Annotated in this window: 15 protein-coding genes, 3 tRNA genes and 1 pseudogene; 3 read left to right on the plus strand and 16 right to left on the minus strand. The window is 65.5% G+C overall.

What is annotated here, in order from left to right; translation table 11 throughout:
• The 14 genes and pseudogenes from ACSFA3_RS14720 to phnD form a co-directional block, all read right to left on the minus strand.
• Positions 1–135: GTP-binding protein (locus tag ACSFA3_RS14720; protein WP_435506900.1), on the minus strand; the 135-nt coding region annotated here is incomplete at its 3' end.
• Positions 136–214: 79 nt separating this feature from the next.
• A tRNA-Thr gene (locus ACSFA3_RS14725) sits at positions 215–289 on the minus strand.
• A 65-nt stretch (positions 290–354) separates the two neighbouring features.
• Positions 355–428, minus strand: a tRNA-Gly gene (locus ACSFA3_RS14730).
• 89 nt (positions 429–517) lie between these two features.
• Positions 518–603 (minus strand) — tRNA-Tyr (locus tag ACSFA3_RS14735).
• 138 nt (positions 604–741) lie between these two features.
• Positions 742–1,446, minus strand: a complete 705-nt coding sequence (locus ACSFA3_RS14740) for a uracil-DNA glycosylase (RefSeq protein WP_435506236.1) — start codon at positions 1,444–1,446, stop codon at positions 742–744.
• Positions 1,446–2,246, minus strand: a complete 801-nt coding sequence (gene trpC, locus ACSFA3_RS14745; protein WP_435506237.1) for an indole-3-glycerol phosphate synthase TrpC — start codon at positions 2,244–2,246, stop codon at positions 1,446–1,448. The genes ACSFA3_RS14740 and trpC overlap by 1 nt, the downstream gene beginning before the upstream one ends.
• A gap of 12 nt (positions 2,247–2,258) precedes the next feature.
• The gene (trpD, locus tag ACSFA3_RS14750) at positions 2,259–3,284 is read right to left on the minus strand and encodes an anthranilate phosphoribosyltransferase (protein ID WP_435506238.1); all 1,026 of its coding nucleotides are present in this window, start codon (positions 3,282–3,284) and stop codon (positions 2,259–2,261) included.
• A gap of 11 nt (positions 3,285–3,295) precedes the next feature.
• Positions 3,296–4,378: a low-specificity L-threonine aldolase gene (gene ltaE, locus ACSFA3_RS14755; RefSeq protein ID WP_435506239.1), complete on the minus strand. Its 1,083-nt coding sequence runs from the start codon at positions 4,376–4,378 to the stop codon at positions 3,296–3,298.
• Positions 4,379–4,383: 5 nt separating this feature from the next.
• A complete protein-coding gene (locus tag ACSFA3_RS14760; RefSeq protein ID WP_435506240.1) occupies positions 4,384–4,968 on the minus strand; it encodes an anthranilate synthase component II in 585 nt (194 codons plus the stop codon).
• On the minus strand, positions 4,965–5,369 hold the full coding sequence (locus ACSFA3_RS14765) for a GxxExxY protein (protein ID WP_435506241.1): 405 nt from the start codon (positions 5,367–5,369) through the stop codon (positions 4,965–4,967). Before ACSFA3_RS14765 ends, ACSFA3_RS14760 begins: the two co-directional genes overlap by 4 nt.
• Positions 5,369–6,871, minus strand: a complete 1,503-nt coding sequence (gene trpE / locus ACSFA3_RS14770; RefSeq protein ID WP_435506242.1) for an anthranilate synthase component I — start codon at positions 6,869–6,871, stop codon at positions 5,369–5,371. Before trpE ends, ACSFA3_RS14765 begins: the two co-directional genes overlap by 1 nt.
• 221 nt (positions 6,872–7,092) lie before the next feature.
• Positions 7,093–7,789, minus strand: a pseudogene (locus ACSFA3_RS14775) (phosphoglycolate phosphatase).
• Positions 7,790–7,806: 17 nt separating this feature from the next.
• Positions 7,807–8,511, minus strand: coding sequence for a LuxR C-terminal-related transcriptional regulator (locus tag ACSFA3_RS14780; protein WP_435506243.1), 705 nt, complete (start codon positions 8,509–8,511; stop codon positions 7,807–7,809).
• Positions 8,512–8,662: 151 nt separating this feature from the next.
• Positions 8,663–9,700 (minus strand): phosphate/phosphite/phosphonate ABC transporter substrate-binding protein, encoded by a 1,038-nt coding sequence (phnD, locus tag ACSFA3_RS14785; RefSeq protein ID WP_435506244.1) that lies wholly within the window; start codon positions 9,698–9,700, stop codon positions 8,663–8,665.
• A gap of 117 nt (positions 9,701–9,817) precedes the next feature.
• On the opposite strand from phnD, the gene ACSFA3_RS14790 reads away from it, so the two are divergent.
• Positions 9,818–11,719, plus strand: coding sequence for an ATP-binding response regulator (locus ACSFA3_RS14790; RefSeq protein WP_435506245.1), 1,902 nt, complete (start codon positions 9,818–9,820; stop codon positions 11,717–11,719).
• A gap of 24 nt (positions 11,720–11,743) precedes the next feature.
• Here ACSFA3_RS14790 and ACSFA3_RS14795 read toward each other — a convergent pair whose 3' ends face one another.
• Positions 11,744–12,430, minus strand: a complete 687-nt coding sequence (locus tag ACSFA3_RS14795) for a GntR family transcriptional regulator (RefSeq protein WP_435506246.1) — start codon at positions 12,428–12,430, stop codon at positions 11,744–11,746.
• A gap of 7 nt (positions 12,431–12,437) precedes the next feature.
• Positions 12,438–13,493 (minus strand): ABC transporter substrate-binding protein, encoded by a 1,056-nt coding sequence (locus tag ACSFA3_RS14800; RefSeq protein ID WP_435506247.1) that lies wholly within the window; start codon positions 13,491–13,493, stop codon positions 12,438–12,440.
• Here ACSFA3_RS14800 and ACSFA3_RS14805 point away from each other — a divergent pair.
• Positions 13,492–13,671 carry a hypothetical protein gene (locus ACSFA3_RS14805; RefSeq protein WP_435506248.1) on the plus strand — a complete coding sequence of 60 codons (180 nt, stop codon included), beginning with the start codon at positions 13,492–13,494 and terminating at the stop codon, positions 13,669–13,671. The genes ACSFA3_RS14800 and ACSFA3_RS14805 overlap by 2 nt on opposite strands.
• A gap of 112 nt (positions 13,672–13,783) precedes the next feature.
• Positions 13,784–14,887: an ABC transporter ATP-binding protein gene (locus tag ACSFA3_RS14810; protein WP_435506249.1), complete on the plus strand. Its 1,104-nt coding sequence runs from the start codon at positions 13,784–13,786 to the stop codon at positions 14,885–14,887.

The following is a 14,887-nucleotide window of genomic DNA, read 5'->3' on the forward strand; positions in this document are numbered from 1 at the left end:
CTTGGCTTCGCCGCCGAACTTGGCCGACAGCACCGTTGCGATCGCAGCGGTCAGCGTGGTCTTGCCATGGTCGACGTGACCGATCGTGCCCACGTTCACGTGGGGCTTGGTGCGGGTAAATTTACCTTTTGCCATTTTCTCGACTCCGAAAAATAACTAGATCAACAACGCATTCATATGGGGATGCATGCAGGACGATGCAACCCCCGGAAATTGGTGCCCTTTGCGGGAATCGGACCCGCGACCTCTCCCTTACCAAGGGAGTGCTCTACCACTGAGCCAAAAGGGCAAATGCACTAACCGAATCAACCTTCGACAGGAAGCGCATGCAACTGCTTCCTGTCATCCGAACCTTGGAGCGGGAGACGGGAATCGGACCCGCGTCATTAGCTTGGAAGGCTAGGGTTCTACCATTGAACTACTCCCGCATCGTGACGCCTGGACACTGGGCCCGGACGCCTCAAGCACTCGCACGAGCACTCACATTCATGCGCTCTGAAATCCGATCACACTTCGCTGGTGGAGAGGGCTGGATTCGAACCAGCGTACTCGTAAGAGGGCAGATTTACAGTCTGCTGCCATTAACCACTCGGCCACCTCTCCGGCGAACCGCGGAATATAGCATGAAAAAATGGGGTGGTCGACACCCGCGCACAGCCTGGAAGGCCGCTCAATTCATGCTTTTCCACGGAGCTTGCAACGTATCCGCCGCAAGCCAAGCCCACGAATATAGCAAATCGCTCAGGCGTTTTGGCGCTCCCGCCACCTTCTCGCCTCACCAAAATGACCTGAGCCGATGAAAGGCAGCGGCGGGCGCACTGCGGACAGCGGCGAAGGGTGGTTCGAAAGCAACACCTTGTGCCGCTGCTCATCGATCAGCGCCCTCTTGCTCTGCGCATGCGCGCCCCAAAGCATGAAGACGACGGGCCTTTCGCCATTCGCCACGTGCCGGATCACCGCATCGGTCAGCACTTCCCAGCCTTTCTTCGCATGACTGGCCGCCTGTCCCTCCTCCACCGTCAGGCACGTGTTCAGGAGAAGCACGCCGTGCGTGGCCCACTTCACAAGGCTTCCGCCGGGAACAGGGAAGGCAGGCGGCGGAGTACCAAGGTCGCGCTCGAGCTCCTTGAAGATATTGCGCAGTGACGGAGGAATCGCCACGCCGGGCGCCACCGAGAAAGCCAGCCCCTCGGCCTGTCCGCGCCCGTGGTATGGGTCCTGACCGAGGATCACGACCCGGACCTCTTCCGGCGGCGTCAGTTCGAGCGCGCGAAGCGGCTGCGGCGGGAAGATCACTGCACCGGCGGACAGGCGTTCTTGCAAGAATGCCTGCAATTTCTGCCCCACCGCGCCGGCGAAAAAATCATCGACCAGCGGCTGCCAGCCGGAAGCCACCGGCCAAGTCGACGGATCGCTGTCCTGAAGTTGCGATGCGCTCGTTGCCATCACTCGAAAAGCGCTGCGAGCGCAGCGCCAGGATCCGCTGCGCGCATGAAGGCCTCGCCGACCAGGAACGCATTCACGCCCTCGGCACGCAGGCTCGCCACGTCTTCGCGCGTGCCGATGCCCGACTCTGTGACCACGATGCGCTCTGCCGGCACTTGCGCGCGCAGGTCGAGCGTCGTCTGGATCGACGTTTCGAAGTTGCGCAGATTTCTGTTGTTGATGCCGATCAGCGGTGTCTTCAGCTTCAGTGCGCGGTCGAGTTCAGCACCATCGTGCACTTCGACCAGCACTGACATGCCGAGATCGAGCGCAATCGCTTCGAAATCCTTCATCTGCGCGTCGTCGAGGCAAGCGGCAATCAAAAGTACCGCATCGGCGCCCATCGCACGCGATTCGTAGATCTGATAGGCGTCGATCATGAAATCCTTGCGCAGTACCGGCAGATCGCAAGATGCCCGAGCCTGCTTCAGAAAATCGACGCTGCCCTGGAAGAACTGCCGGTCGGTCAGCACCGAAAGACACGACGCGCTGACCGTTCCGTTGCCCTCCGCATAGCTCTGCGCAATGTCGGCAGGCTCGAAGGCCTCGCGCAGCACGCCCTTGCTTGGACTGGCTTTCTTGATTTCCGCGATGACCGCAGCTTGGCCCGAGGCGATCCGGCTGCGCATGGCGCCGACGAAATCTCGTGTGAGTACGCGGCTCTCGGCGTCGAAACGCATCGCGTCGAGCGCCATGCGCTGCTTGGCCGCGGCGACTTCTTCGCGCTTGACGGCGACGATCTGGTTGAGGATGTCTGACATGACAGGTTCTTTCTAGGCTGCCGACGTGGCAGCGACAAATTCGGCCAACTTGGCTTTTGCGGCGCCGCTGCCGATCGCCGCCCGCGCGCGCTCGACGCCATCGGCGATCGATTCGACGATATCGGCGGCGTACAGCGCTGCGGCGGCGTTGAGGGTGACGATGTCCCGCGCCGGGCCGGGGACGTTGTCCAGCACGCCACGCAGCATCGCCATGGATTGCTCCGGCGTTTCGACGCGCAGCGCGCGGCTGCTCGACATCGCAAAACCGAAATCTTCCGGATGCAGTTCGTATTCGCGGATCTCGCCGTGGCGAAGTTCGCCGACCAGCGTCGACCCACCCAACGAGATCTCGTCCATGCCATCGCGCCCGTAGACAACCAGCGCGTGCTCGGCGCCCAGGCGCTGCAGCGCGCGAACCTGGATGCCGACGAGATCGGCATGGAACACACCCATCAGGATATTCGGCGCGCCCGCCGGATTGGTGAGCGGGCCGAGGATGTTGAAGATCGTCCTGACGCCGAGTTCCTTGCGGACCGGGGCGACGTTCTTCATCGCCGGATGGTGGTTCGGCGCGAACATGAAGCCGATGCCGACATCCTCGATGCATCGGGCGATCTGTTCCGGCTTCAGGTCGATATCGACGCCGAGCGCTTCCAGCACATCGGCGCTGCCCGACTTGCTGCTCACGCTGCGCCCGCCGTGCTTGCTGACCTTGGCGCCGCCAGCCGCCGCGACGAACATCGAGCAGGTCGAGATATTGAAGGTGTTCGAGCCGTCGCCACCGGTTCCGACGATGTCGACCAGATGACGTGTGTCGGCGACGAAAACCTTGGTCGAAACCTCGCGCATCACCTGTGCCGCCGCGGTGATCTCGCCGATGGTCTCCTTCTTGACGCGCAACCCGGTGATCAGCGCGGCCATCATCACCGGCGAACATTGGCCGCTCATGATGAGACGCACGACATGCAGCATTTCGTCGTGGAAGATTTCGCGGTGTTCGATGGTGCGCTGCAGCGCTTCCTGAGGCGTGATGGGCATGGCCGGATCCGTTATTTGAAGAAGGACCGCACCGCGGCGATAGCGAGGTCCACGCCAGCCGCATCGACATCGAGATGGGTCACGAATCGCAGACGGTACAGACCGGTCGCGAGGATGCCATGTGCATCCAGGTGCGCGAGCAGTTCCTTGGAACGCAGCCGCGCTTCGCCGACGAGATCGACGAACACGATATTGGTCTGCGGCGCCTCCACCTTCAGGCCGTCGATGCCGGCAAGCCCCGCAGCGAGCCGCTGCGCAAGCGCATGGTCGTCGGCCAGGCGCGTGATGTGATGGTCCAGCGCATACGACGCCGCCGCCGCGAGCATGCCCGACTGGCGCATGCCGCCGCCGGCCATCTTCCGGATGCGGTGCGCGCGCGCGATGAAGTCCCTGGAACCGCACAGCGCCGAGCCCACCGGTGCGCCGAGCCCCTTGCTGAAGCACACCGACACACTGTCGAAACACTGCGCGATGCGGCGCGCTTCTGCCGCATCGCTGGGCTTGCCGGGCATTCCGCCCTGCGCCTGCAACTGCGCCTGGGCGACAGCCGCATTGAACAGCCTGGCGCCGTCGAGATGCCGTTGCAGGCCCTTCGACTTCGCCAGCTCGGTCGCCGCCTGCACATAGGAGAACGGCAGAAGCTTGCCGCCGAGCGTGTTCTCGAGGGCCAACAGCGTGGTGCGCGCGAAATGCGCGTCGTCGGGCTTGACGGCCGCCTCGATCTGCTCGAGCGGCAAGGCGCCGTCGGACGCATGCTCGATCGGTTGCGGATGCACGCTTCCGAACACCGCCGCGCCGCCGCCTTCCCAGCGGTAGCAATGCGCCTGCTGGCCGACGATGTACTCGTCTCCGCGACCGCAATGCGACAGGATCGCGCAGAGGTTGCTCTGCGTGCCGGTCGGCACGAACAGCGCGGCCTCGAAGCCGAGCATTCCGGCGATCTTTTCCTGCAGTGCGTTCACGCTCGGGTCGGTGCCGAACACGTCGTCGCCGAGCGGGGCCTGCATCATGAATTCGCGCATTCCGGGCGTCGGCTGCGTCACCGTGTCGCTGCGCAGGTCGACCCTGGACTTCTTCGAAATTGCGGTCGGCATGTGGTTCAGTCCAGGAAGTTCTTGAGCATCGCGTGGCCGTGCTCGGTGAGGATCGATTCGGGGTGGAATTGCACGCCTTCGATGCGGACTTCTCGCGCGAAGCCGGTGTGGCGTACGCCCATGATCTCGCCGTCGTAGGTCGATGCGGTCACCGCCAGCTCGACCGGGCAGCTGTCGCGCTCGATCGCCAGCGAGTGGTAGCGGTTGACGTTGAACTTCTCGGGCAGGCCCGCGAACACCCCTTCGCGCGTGGTCGTGATCTCGCTCACCTTGCCGTGCATCAGCTGCTGGGCGCGGACGATCTTCCCGCCGAACGCCGCGCCGATCGCCTGGTGTCCGAGGCAGACGCCGAGGATCGGCAGTTGCCCCGCGAATTCCCGGATCGCATCGACCGACACGCCCGCCTCGGCCGGCGAGCACGGGCCGGGGGAAATCACGAGCCTCGAGGTGCCTGCGGCGATGCGTTCGCCGATCTGCGCCAGCGTGATCTCGTCGTTGCGCACCACCTCGACCTCGGCACCCAGCTCGCCGAAGTACTGGACGATGTTGTAGGTGAAGCTGTCGTAGTTGTCGATCATCAGCAGCTTCATGGCTTGGCTCCGATCCGGTGCACGCCCTTGACGACGGGGAACACGTTGAAGTTGATCAGCAGCCCGAGCCGGTGGCCCGACAGCCGCACGGCCGCCTGTGCCTGCGCGCGGTGAAGGTCGTCGAGCGAATCGACCGCCCTCACCTGCACCACCACCGCCTGCTCGACGACGAAATCCGCGCGGCAGACGTCGCCGAGCGCGCGGCCCTTGTAGCTCGCGGCCACCGGCACGTTGCGCACGAAACCGATCTCGCGCTCGGCGAGTTCGATGGCCAGCGCGGCGGCATAGACCTCTTCCGGCAGACCGGTGCCGAGCACCCGCTGCACTTCGACGGCGGCGCCGATGATCTCGTGCGAGAAATCGCCGTTCTGTGTCATGTTCTGTAGGGAGTCGTCGGCCATCATTCGAGTCCTTCTTCGACCAGCTCGGCCGCACGCAACAGCGCGCGCGCCTTGGCTTCGGTCTCTTTCCATTCGAGTTCGGGCACCGAATCGGCGACCACGCCTGCCGCGGCCTGCACGTGCAGCACCTTGTCCTTGATGACGCCGGCGCGGATGGCGATCGCGACGTCCATGTCGCCCGCGTAGCTGATGTAGCCGCAGGCGCCGCCGTAGATGCCGCGCTTGACGGGTTCGAGCTGGTCGATGAGTTCCATCGCGTGCACCTTGGGCGCGCCGGTCAGCGTGCCGGCCGGAAACGTCGCCTTGAGCACGTCGATGGCCGTCATGCCGTCCTTGAGCACGCCCTCGACGTTGCTCACGATGTGCATCACGTGGCTGTAGCGTTCCACCGCGAAGGCTTCCGTCACTTTCACGGTGCCGGTCTTGGCGATGCGGCCGATGTCGTTGCGCGCCAGATCAATCAGCATCACGTGCTCGGCGCGTTCCTTCGGATCGTTGATGAGCTCCGTTTCGGCTGCCTTGTCGAGCTCCGGCGACGCGCCGCGCGGACGGGTTCCGGCCAGCGGACGGATCGTCACCTTCTGCTCGCCGTCGCCGATGTTCTCCTGGCGCACCAGGATTTCCGGCGATGCCGCGACCACGTGGAAATCGCCGAAGTCGTAATAGAACATGTACGGCGACGGATTCAGCGACCGCAGCGCCCGGTACAGCGACAGCGGCGACTCGGTGTACCGCTTGCTGATCCGCTGGCCGACCTGCACCTGCATGAAGTCGCCTGCCGCGATCAGTTCCTTGGCCCGCTCGACGGCAGCGATGTAGTCGGCCTTGGCGAACGAACGCTCGGGCGGATGCGCCTGCGTCGGCCTGACCTGCGGCGCGCTGACCGAATACTTCAGTTGCTCGCGCAACTCGCGCAGACGCCGCTTGGCTGCGGCATAGGCCTCGGGCTGCGACGGATCGGCATAGACGATGAGATACAGCTTGCCCGACAGGTTGTCGATCACCGCCAGTTCCTCGCATTGCAGCAGCAGGATGTCGGGACAGCCGAGCGTGTCGGGCGGGCAGGTGTTTTCCAGCTTCTTCTCGATGTAGCGAACCGCGTCGTAGCCGAAGTAGCCGGCCAGTCCGCCGCAGAAGCGCGGAAGGCCCGGCCGCAACGCGACCTTGAACCTCGCCTGGTATGCCTCGATGAAGTCGAGCGGATTGCCCTCGGCGGACTCGACCACCTGGCCGTCGGTGACGACTTCGGTACGTGCGGCGGCACCGAAACCGCTCGCGCGGACCAGCGTGCGGGCCGGCAGGCCGATGAAGCTGTAGCGCCCGAAACGCTCGCCGCCGACGACCGATTCCAGCAGGAAACTGTTGCGTCCGCCGTCTTTGGCGTGGGCGAGCTTGAGGTAGAGCGAAAGCGGGGTTTCGAGGTCGGCGAAGGCCTCGGCCATCAGCGGAATGCGGTTGTAGCCTTGCGCGCTGAGACTTTTGAATTCGAGTTCGGTGATCACGGATGTGTTTTCCTGGGCCGGCGAGCGCTGGATTGGCTGCCGGCGGTGTCATTCGATCGATGGCCCCCGGTCCTTCGGCAGGCGGGGGCGGCGGGCGCACGGCATGCGCCGTGCAGTCAGACAGTCGGGTGATCGATGTGGGTCGGCTTGCGCCAAAGCCAGGCTCCCCGGCAGCCTTGCCCTGTCTGAATGACGTGATGAATGAACATTGGGAGGCGAGTTTAGCCGAGCGAGTCGGCGGCGCCAAGGTCGGAAATGTCAGCCAGGGCGTCCACAAATGCGTCCGCATCGACGCCGCGCACCGGCTCGCCGTGGTTGTAGCCGTAGCTGACGAGCACCACCGGACAGCCCGCCGCGCGCGCGGCCCGGGCGTCGTTGCTGGAATCTCCGATCATCAGCGTGCGCGCGGGCGCAGTGCCGAGCGCCTCGCAGGTTTTCAGCAGCGGCAGCGGGTCGGGCTTCTTGCGATCGAAGGCGTCGCCGCCGAAGACACGAACGAAAAAAACAGTCGAGTCCTTTCGCTGCCAGCAGCGGCGACGCGAAGGCGGTCGGCTTGTTGGTGAGGCAGGCGAGTTTCAGGCCCCGCGCCTGCAACGCCCGCAGACCCTCGAAGACGCCGGGGTAGACATCCGAATGCCGGCCGTTGATTTCAAGGTAATGCAGCTGATATCGGACGAAGGCGCGCTCGTAGAGCGCATCGGCGTCGGCCGGCGAAGGCGTTGCGTGCAGGAGGACCGACCGGATCAGGTGCTCCGACCCCTTGCCGACCATGGCGCCGACGACGGTCGAATCGATGGCCGGCAGACCGAGGTCTTCCAGCATCGCGTTGAGCGAGGCGACGAAATCGCCGAGTGTGTCGACCATCGTGCCGTCCAGGTCGACGATGGCCGCATCGAAATTCGCAAGATTCAGGGACATCCCGCAAGAATAGCCTCTCAGGCGACGGCGGTGAGGACCTGCGCGGCGAGGACGGCTTCGGTGCGGTTGCGCACGTTCAAGGCACGGAAGATCGCCGCAAGATGGATCTTCACGGTGCCTTCACTGATGCCGAGACTGCGCCCGATGAGCTTGTTCGGCTTGCCCTGCGACAGCAGCCGCAGAACTTCGACCTGTCGCTCGGTCAGCACGTTCCTCAGATGCGCGAGCGTTCTCGATTCATCCGCCAGGTCGGCCTCCTCCCGGTTCGTCGACGGCGTGGCCTGCCAGGGCTGCGGCCTGGCGGCTCCCCCGACGACAACCCCTTGCGACAGTGCCGACAGCATCATCGGAGGTACGTACACGCCGCCAGCCAGCACCAGCCGCACGGCGGAAATCATGATCTCTGGCGAATACGCCTTCGGGATGAAGCCCAGCACACCGCTTTCCAGCGCACTTCGCATCACGTCGGCGTGCTCGTCGCCCGAAAGGACGATCACCGGCAGAGCCGGATAGCGGCGACGCAGTTCGTCGATGTGCGAGTGACCTTCCGCACCGGGCATGTTGAGGTCGATCACCGCGAGGTCGAGATCGGCGGACGCGTTGGCAAAAATCTCATCGACCGTGAGCGCCAGGACGAAGGTGACGCCGCCCTCGAGTTCCGCCAGCTTGGCCTTCACAGCCTCGACGATGAGTCTGTGATCGTCGGCGACGAGAATTTTCATGTCATGTGGCTCCCGCGTCCGGTCTGGAACGGACGAACGTTGAACATACCGGCGAATTCGGCCACCGACAAGGCGGCAGGCCGGCAATCGACTATGTCTCCCGAAGTAGGACAAAAGTTTACGGAGTTGGCCCTCGATCGTCGGCAGGTGCTCAACGCCCGGTTTCATCGAGCATCGCGCGTTGCGCGGCGTAGGTTTCTTCGATGCGCCGCAGCCGGGCCTCCTTGGCCGCTTCGCTGACCCACTGTGCCTCCAGTGCGCTCTGACGTGCCAGCTGATAGGACAAAGTCGCCGCGGGAAGCAGCGAGCTGTTGTCGGCGGAGACGAAACCGGCCAGATCGTGCAGCGTCTTCAGGTGACCGCGCTCCGTGTCGCCGCGAGGACCGCTGCGACGCGCGTAGCCGATGAGGAATTCCTGGACCTGGCGACGGAAGTCGGCCGCATAGTCGCGTCGCACCACGATCTGGGCGTGAGGTATCAGCTCGGATTGCCAGATCGTCTTCAGGCTGCTTGCCTCGACAGGGAATTGCAGGCTGAAGCGCGCGAAATCGGCGGTGTTGTTGGTGGCGACGTCGGCCTCGCCATTGGCGACGGCCAGCGCGGTGAACTGGTGCGTGCCGACCTGCTCGCTGCGGAAGCGCGTCTCCATCGCGATGCGATTGGGCAGGAAGAGCTGGAGTTGCGGAACGATGAAGCCCGATACCGAGCGCCTGTCGCCGCGTGCAAGCCGCCAGCGCTCCGGCGTGGCCAGCAGATTCTCGAGCGTATCGGGTGGACCGGACCTGCGCGCCAGCAGGATCGCGCGATAGCCCGGAAGGCCATCGTGCCGCACGACCTGCGCAACCACCCGCATGCGACGCTGCGTCACGGTGTCCAGCGCCATCCGGCCCGACAGGAAGGCCATGTCCACCTCGTCGCGCTGGATCGCCTGCTCCAGCGCTTCATAGGAGTTGACCGACAGCATTTGCACCGGCCTTCCGAGCGCGCGGCTCAGGTCCGCGATCACCGGTTCCCAGTCGTTGCGCGACTCGAACGCACCACCGAGCGGAAGGATGCCGAAACGCACCGGGACCTGCACCGGCACCGGTAGCGAAGAGCGCTCGGCCTGCGCCGCCGCCGGCGCCGGCACGCATATCGCCGACGCCGCCAGGCAGACAGCCATCGCTGCGTGCGCTAAAACGCAGAACATGGGCTCACGGACAAAAAACGTCGGCATGTCGTGATGTCGTGCGATCGACCCCCGAATGGGGGATAGTCAACAGAATGTGTCGGTCACACAATTAGATACCAACAAGGGGGCTGAGCCATGCAGTTTTTCCTTGGTTTACGCCGCAGATTCATCCAATCCCAGCTGTGGGCCGGGCTTTCGCTTGCGCAACAGCTGGTGCTGCTCGCCGTACTGCCGGCGACTGTCGCGACGATGGGCGCCATCGGCGTGCTCACTCGGCAGCACCTGGACAACGTCACGGAACTGATGCGCGCCAATGCCCAGACGGTGGCGCTGCAGGTCGCGACCGTGGCGCAGGTGCCGCTCGGGCACATGGACCGGCGGGCGCTGCAGCGGGCGGCGATGTCGGGCATCTTCCAGCCGCACGTGCAGCTGGTGCAGATCTGGTCCGAAGACGGAGAGATCGTCGCCAGTTCCACCGCCAGCCGAACGCATGGCAAGGGGCTTCAGGTCGTGATGCCGGTCTCGAGCGACGAAGGCCAGAGGATCGGTCGCGTGATGGTCGAGATCGGCCTCGACACGGTCGACCGTGCCCGGCAATCGGTGTGGCTCAACGTGGCGCTGGTCCTTTCGGCCAGCCTGATCGGCGTCGGCCTGGCGGGATGGTGGGCCGCGCGTCGGATCAGCGCGCCCATCGGCGCGCTCGGCGAGGCGATGGACCGTCTCGGCGCAGGGCGCGACGTGCGCGTCGACCTCAGCGGCACGGCCGAGGTCCGGCGGCTGCAGAGCGGTTTCAACGAAGCGGCGGGCGCGCTGGCGGAAAGCCGCCGGTTGCTGCAGAGCCGCATCGTCGATGCCACGGCCGAGCTCGGACGCAAGAATCTCCAGCTACAGGTCGCGAGCCTGGCCAAGACGCGGATGCTCGCCGCTGCCAGTCACGACCTGCGCCAGCCGCTCCATGCGCTCACGCTGTTCTCCGACGGCCTGGCCAACGGCGAAACCGATCCGGTGCGACTGCAGCGCATCGAGCGCATCCGCGAATGCGTGGATTCGCTCGACCGGCTGTTCTCGGGATTGCTCAATCTCTCGCAGCTCGACGCCGGCGTCGTCCATCCGCAGTGGACCGATTTCGCGCTCGACACGCTGTTCGACGAGCTCAGCCGGAACTTCAGGTCGGTGGCGGAAGCGCAGAACCTGCGGCTGGTCGTGCGCAAGACGGACGCCATCGTGCGCTGCGACTATCTGATGCTGGCGCGCATCCTCAACAACCTGGTGTCCAACTCGCTGCGCCACACCTTGAGCGGCGGCGTGCTGGTCGGCGCGCGGAGGCGTGGGCGCGGAATCCGCATCGATGTCTGGGATACCGGCGTCGGCATCGCGCCGCAGCACCAGACGCGTGTCTTCGAGGAGTTCTACCAAGTCGATCCGCACGAGCGCCCGGTCGAACGCGGCGAGCGGGGCATGGGCCTGGGCCTGGCGACGGTGCAACGGCTCGCCGCCTTGCTCGCCACGCGTGTCGAACTGGCATCCCGGCCGCAGCGCGGCACCTGCGTCCACCTGCTGGTGAGAGCGGCGTCGCGGCAGTCGATGATCCTGCCGATCCTGCCAGCCGCCGAAGACCAGGGGCGGCTCGACGGCGTCCGGGTGCTGGTCATCGACGACGAACGCAGCATCCTCCAGGGTCTGCAGGTGGTGCTTTCGGAAAACGGCGCCGAGGTGCTCGTGGCGCAGAGCCGCGACGAGGCGCTGGCCCTGGCCGATGTCTGGACACGCCCGCCCGACATCGTGCTGAGCGACCTGCTGCTGCGCGGCGGCGACAACGGGCTGGACGTGCTCGCGGCGCTGCAGCGCCACCCGCGCGGAATCGGACCGGCGACGGCCCGGCTGCTGGTCACCGGCGAAACCAAGCCCGACCGGCTGCGAGAGGTCGCGGCGGCCGGCGTCGCCGTGCTGTACAAGCCGGTATCGCCGCGGCTGCTGCGTCAGGCGCTCATGAAACAGCTGGCACTCGCGCGCGCGCCTCCGCCGACAGACGCGTAGCCATTGGGAAACAGGGAACGAAGCTCAACCGAGCAGTGCTTCCGCGAGGTCGATCCCCGGCGTTTCCTCGACATGAAGATCGAGCGATCTCTCGATGTGGTGCAGGTGATGGACCATGAGCGCAGCGGCCTTTTCCAGTTCGCCGGCTTCGATCGCATCGATGAGCAGCGTGTGCTCGTCGTTGGGGCAGGCGGCACCGGTCGGCGCCTCGAAGGTCAGGATGGCGAGGCATGTCAGCGGCGTCAGCTCGCGCATCATCCGCGCCATGATGCTGCTGCCCGAGAGCAGCGCCAGCTGGACGTGGAATTCGCCCGACAGCCGTACCGTCGCGCGCCGGTCGCCACTCGTGCGCGCCGCTTCTTCGCGCCGGACCAGCGCACGCAATTGCCTGACCGCCGTCGGCGCGTCGCCGGCGGCGATGCGCGCCATCAGCCGCTGCACGACGGCCGGCTCCAGCGTGCGACGCACTTCGAGCACGTCGTGCGCCTCTTCCGCGCTCGGCGTCGTGACGAAGGCACCGCGATTCGGTATCAACGTGACCAGCTGCTCGACCGACAGCCGCTGAAGCACGCCGCGCACCTGCGTCCGGCTGACGGCAAACAGCTCGGCGATCCGCTCCTCGGTCAGTTTGGTGCCGGGCAACAGGCGATGCTCGACGACGGCGTCATAGATGCGGCTGTAGATGTCTTCCTTGGAAGCCGATGCGACCATCGACGACCTAGACCTTCACCTCGCGGTTGAAGCGGTCGATGTATTCCGCGCGGCGCGGGTTCAGCTTGCTCCAGTCGACGCCGTTCATGGATTCGATCTCGGCCATGTTCTTCGCGTAGGCCTGCAGGCCCGGGCTGAAAGCGGCCCTGGTGCTGACCGGGGCGACGAAGTACGGCGCGGCGGCCATCTGCGTCTGCACTTCGGGGCTGAGCGCGGCGTTGATGTAGGCGGCGGCAAGGTCGGGATTCTTCGTGTTCTTCACGATGTGCATCACGCTCTTGATGTGGATCCAGCCGGTGTCCGGCTTCGCCAGCGCGACCGGCACGCCCTTGGCCTGCAGGTCGCCGATGTTGTTGTTGTAGTGGACCGAGATGTCGATCTGCCCCTGCTGGAACAGCGTGGCCAGCGAGCCCGGATTACTCGCCACGGCGCTCACGTTCGGCAGCAGCTTCTTCACGAACTGGAACGCCGGCTCGAGGTTTTCCTCGCTGCCACCGTTCAGCCGTGCAATTTCCACCATCCAGGCCGACATCAGCGTCGAGCCCATGCCGGCAAGGCCGACGCGGCCCTTGTATTCGGGCTTGAGCAGGTCGTTCCAGTTGCGCGGCGGGTTCTTGATCTTCTCGGTGTTGTATGCAATGCCGATGATCTGGCCCGACACGAAGACACCGAGGCCGCGCGGGTCGACCAGCTTGGCCGGCACGTCCTTCAGATTGGGCATCCTGTCGGCCGGAATCTTCTCGAAGATGTCCTGCGACAGCGCTGCGAGATACGGGCCCTCGTCCAGGATGATCACGTCGAACGGCGGGTTGGCCTTGGAAGCGACGATCTTCGACACCGTGTCGACCGCGAGCGACGGAACCAGGCTGGTCGTCGCGCCGGTGGCCTTGGCAAACGCCGGCAGCAGGATGCCGCGATGCGCGGATTCCCAGGCGCCGGGATAGGTCGTGGCCGAGATCGACTTGCCCTGCGCATGGGCGAAGCCGGCCTGCATGGCGAGTTGGCCGGCGCCGAGACCGGCGATGCCCTGCAGCAGCTGGCGGCGAGAAAAAGACGTGCTCATGGAAATCCTTCTGTGCGGTTCGATGCAGTTCGATGCGGTGGGTGCGATGGATGCGCCAGTACGAAGCGCAATCTTTGTGCCACCCGTCGACACCCTCCAAACCGCCAAAAAAGCCCACGCCGGTGCGACGGCGCGCGCCAAGATGGGCGATCACGCACCACTTTGTGCACAAACATAGAAAACATTGTGTCCAATCTGGCGCTGATTTGTGCTCAGCTCATGGCACGGTTCTTGAGTCAGGCAGATTCATCGCGGCGCTCCCGGCGCCGGGCTTTCCAGGACATTCACGCATGCAAGCTCCCCTTCGCGCACCCGGTGTCGACGTCGTGCTAGACCAGATCCATCACCGGTATGCCGGCGCCACGGCGGTCGAATCCGTGTCGCTGGACATTCCGGCCGGCGAACTGGTGGCGCTGCTGGGCCCGAGCGGCTGCGGCAAGACGACGCTGCTGCGGATCGTGTCGGGCCTGCTGCGGCAGACGCGCGGCACCGTGCGCATCGGCGCCGACGTGGTCGACGCGCTGCCGACCAACGAGCGCGGTGCCGGCATCGTGTTCCAGAGCTATGCGCTGTTCCCGCACATGACGGTCGAGGCCAACGTCGCCTACGGCCTGCGCGCGCGCGGTGTCGCCACGGGCGAGGCACGCAAGACCGCCGACGAGATGCTGGCGATGGTTCGCATGACGGCGTATGCGAAGCGCTATCCACGCGAGCTCTCCGGCGGCCAGCAGCAGCGCGTCGCGCTGGCCCGCACGCTGGCAGTGCGGCCGCGCGTGCTGCTGCTCGACGAGCCGTTCGCCGCGCTAGACAAGAACCTGCGGCTGGACATGCAGATCGAAATCAAGCGCATCCAGCGCGAACTCGGCATCACGACGCTGCTGGTCACCCACGACCAGGACGAGGCGATGTCGATGGCCGACCGGATCGCCGTCATGAACGCGGGCGCGGTCGAGCAGTTCGACACGCCCGAAGCCATCTACGACCGACCGGCGACGCTGTTCGTCGCCACGTTCATCGGCACAGCCAATCTTCTGGAAGGCCGGCTCGACAGCCGCAACGACGGGTCGAGCGCAGGCGGATTCGCCGTGGCCTGCAACGGCGGCGGTTACTTCGCACTCGAGAGTGCGGCGCCATGCTCGCGCGCCGGCAAGGTGGTGGTTGCCGCGCGGCCGGAGCATCTGTCGCTCGGCGCGCTGTCGAGCACCTCGCTTCCGGCCACGGTGGAGATGGTGCTGCCGCTCGGCCCGTCGCTGGTCTACGAACTGGCGCTGGCCGGCGGCAAGACACTGAAGGTGACGCAACCGCGCAATTCCGAACATCCGCGCCACGAAGTCGGCGACCGCGTCGGCGTGAGCCTGCGCGCCGGATCGCCGGCCGGCGTGTTTGCCGGTTGA

Origin of the sequence: Variovorax glucosi (genome assembly GCF_051216695.1) — a bacterium.
Classification (GTDB): Bacteria; Pseudomonadota; Gammaproteobacteria; order Burkholderiales; family Burkholderiaceae_C; genus Variovorax.

Coding starts and splice junctions, on each gene's coding strand:
- trpD (WP_435506238.1), bottom strand. CDS start 3,284: ATGCCCATCACGCCTCAGGAAGCGCTGCAGCGCACCATCGAACACCGC.
- ACSFA3_RS14795 (WP_435506246.1), bottom strand. CDS start 12,430: ATGGTCGCATCGGCTTCCAAGGAAGACATCTACAGCCGCATCTATGAC.
- ltaE (WP_435506239.1), bottom strand. CDS start 4,378: ATGCCGACCGCAATTTCGAAGAAGTCCAGGGTCGACCTGCGCAGCGAC.
- ACSFA3_RS14810 (WP_435506249.1), top strand. CDS start 13,784: ATGCAAGCTCCCCTTCGCGCACCCGGTGTCGACGTCGTGCTAGACCAG.
- ACSFA3_RS14765 (WP_435506241.1), bottom strand. CDS start 5,369: ATGGCCGACGACTCCCTACAGAACATGACACAGAACGGCGATTTCTCG.
- ACSFA3_RS14805 (WP_435506248.1), top strand. CDS start 13,492: ATGGAAATCCTTCTGTGCGGTTCGATGCAGTTCGATGCGGTGGGTGCG.
- phnD (WP_435506244.1), bottom strand. CDS start 9,700: ATGTTCTGCGTTTTAGCGCACGCAGCGATGGCTGTCTGCCTGGCGGCG.
- ACSFA3_RS14800 (WP_435506247.1), bottom strand. CDS start 13,493: ATGAGCACGTCTTTTTCTCGCCGCCAGCTGCTGCAGGGCATCGCCGGT.
- trpC (WP_435506237.1), bottom strand. CDS start 2,246: ATGTCAGACATCCTCAACCAGATCGTCGCCGTCAAGCGCGAAGAAGTC.
- ACSFA3_RS14760 (WP_435506240.1), bottom strand. CDS start 4,968: ATGAAGCTGCTGATGATCGACAACTACGACAGCTTCACCTACAACATC.
- ACSFA3_RS14790 (WP_435506245.1), top strand. CDS start 9,818: ATGCAGTTTTTCCTTGGTTTACGCCGCAGATTCATCCAATCCCAGCTG.
- ACSFA3_RS14780 (WP_435506243.1), bottom strand. CDS start 8,511: ATGAAAATTCTCGTCGCCGACGATCACAGACTCATCGTCGAGGCTGTG.
- ACSFA3_RS14740 (WP_435506236.1), bottom strand. CDS start 1,446: ATGGCAACGAGCGCATCGCAACTTCAGGACAGCGATCCGTCGACTTGG.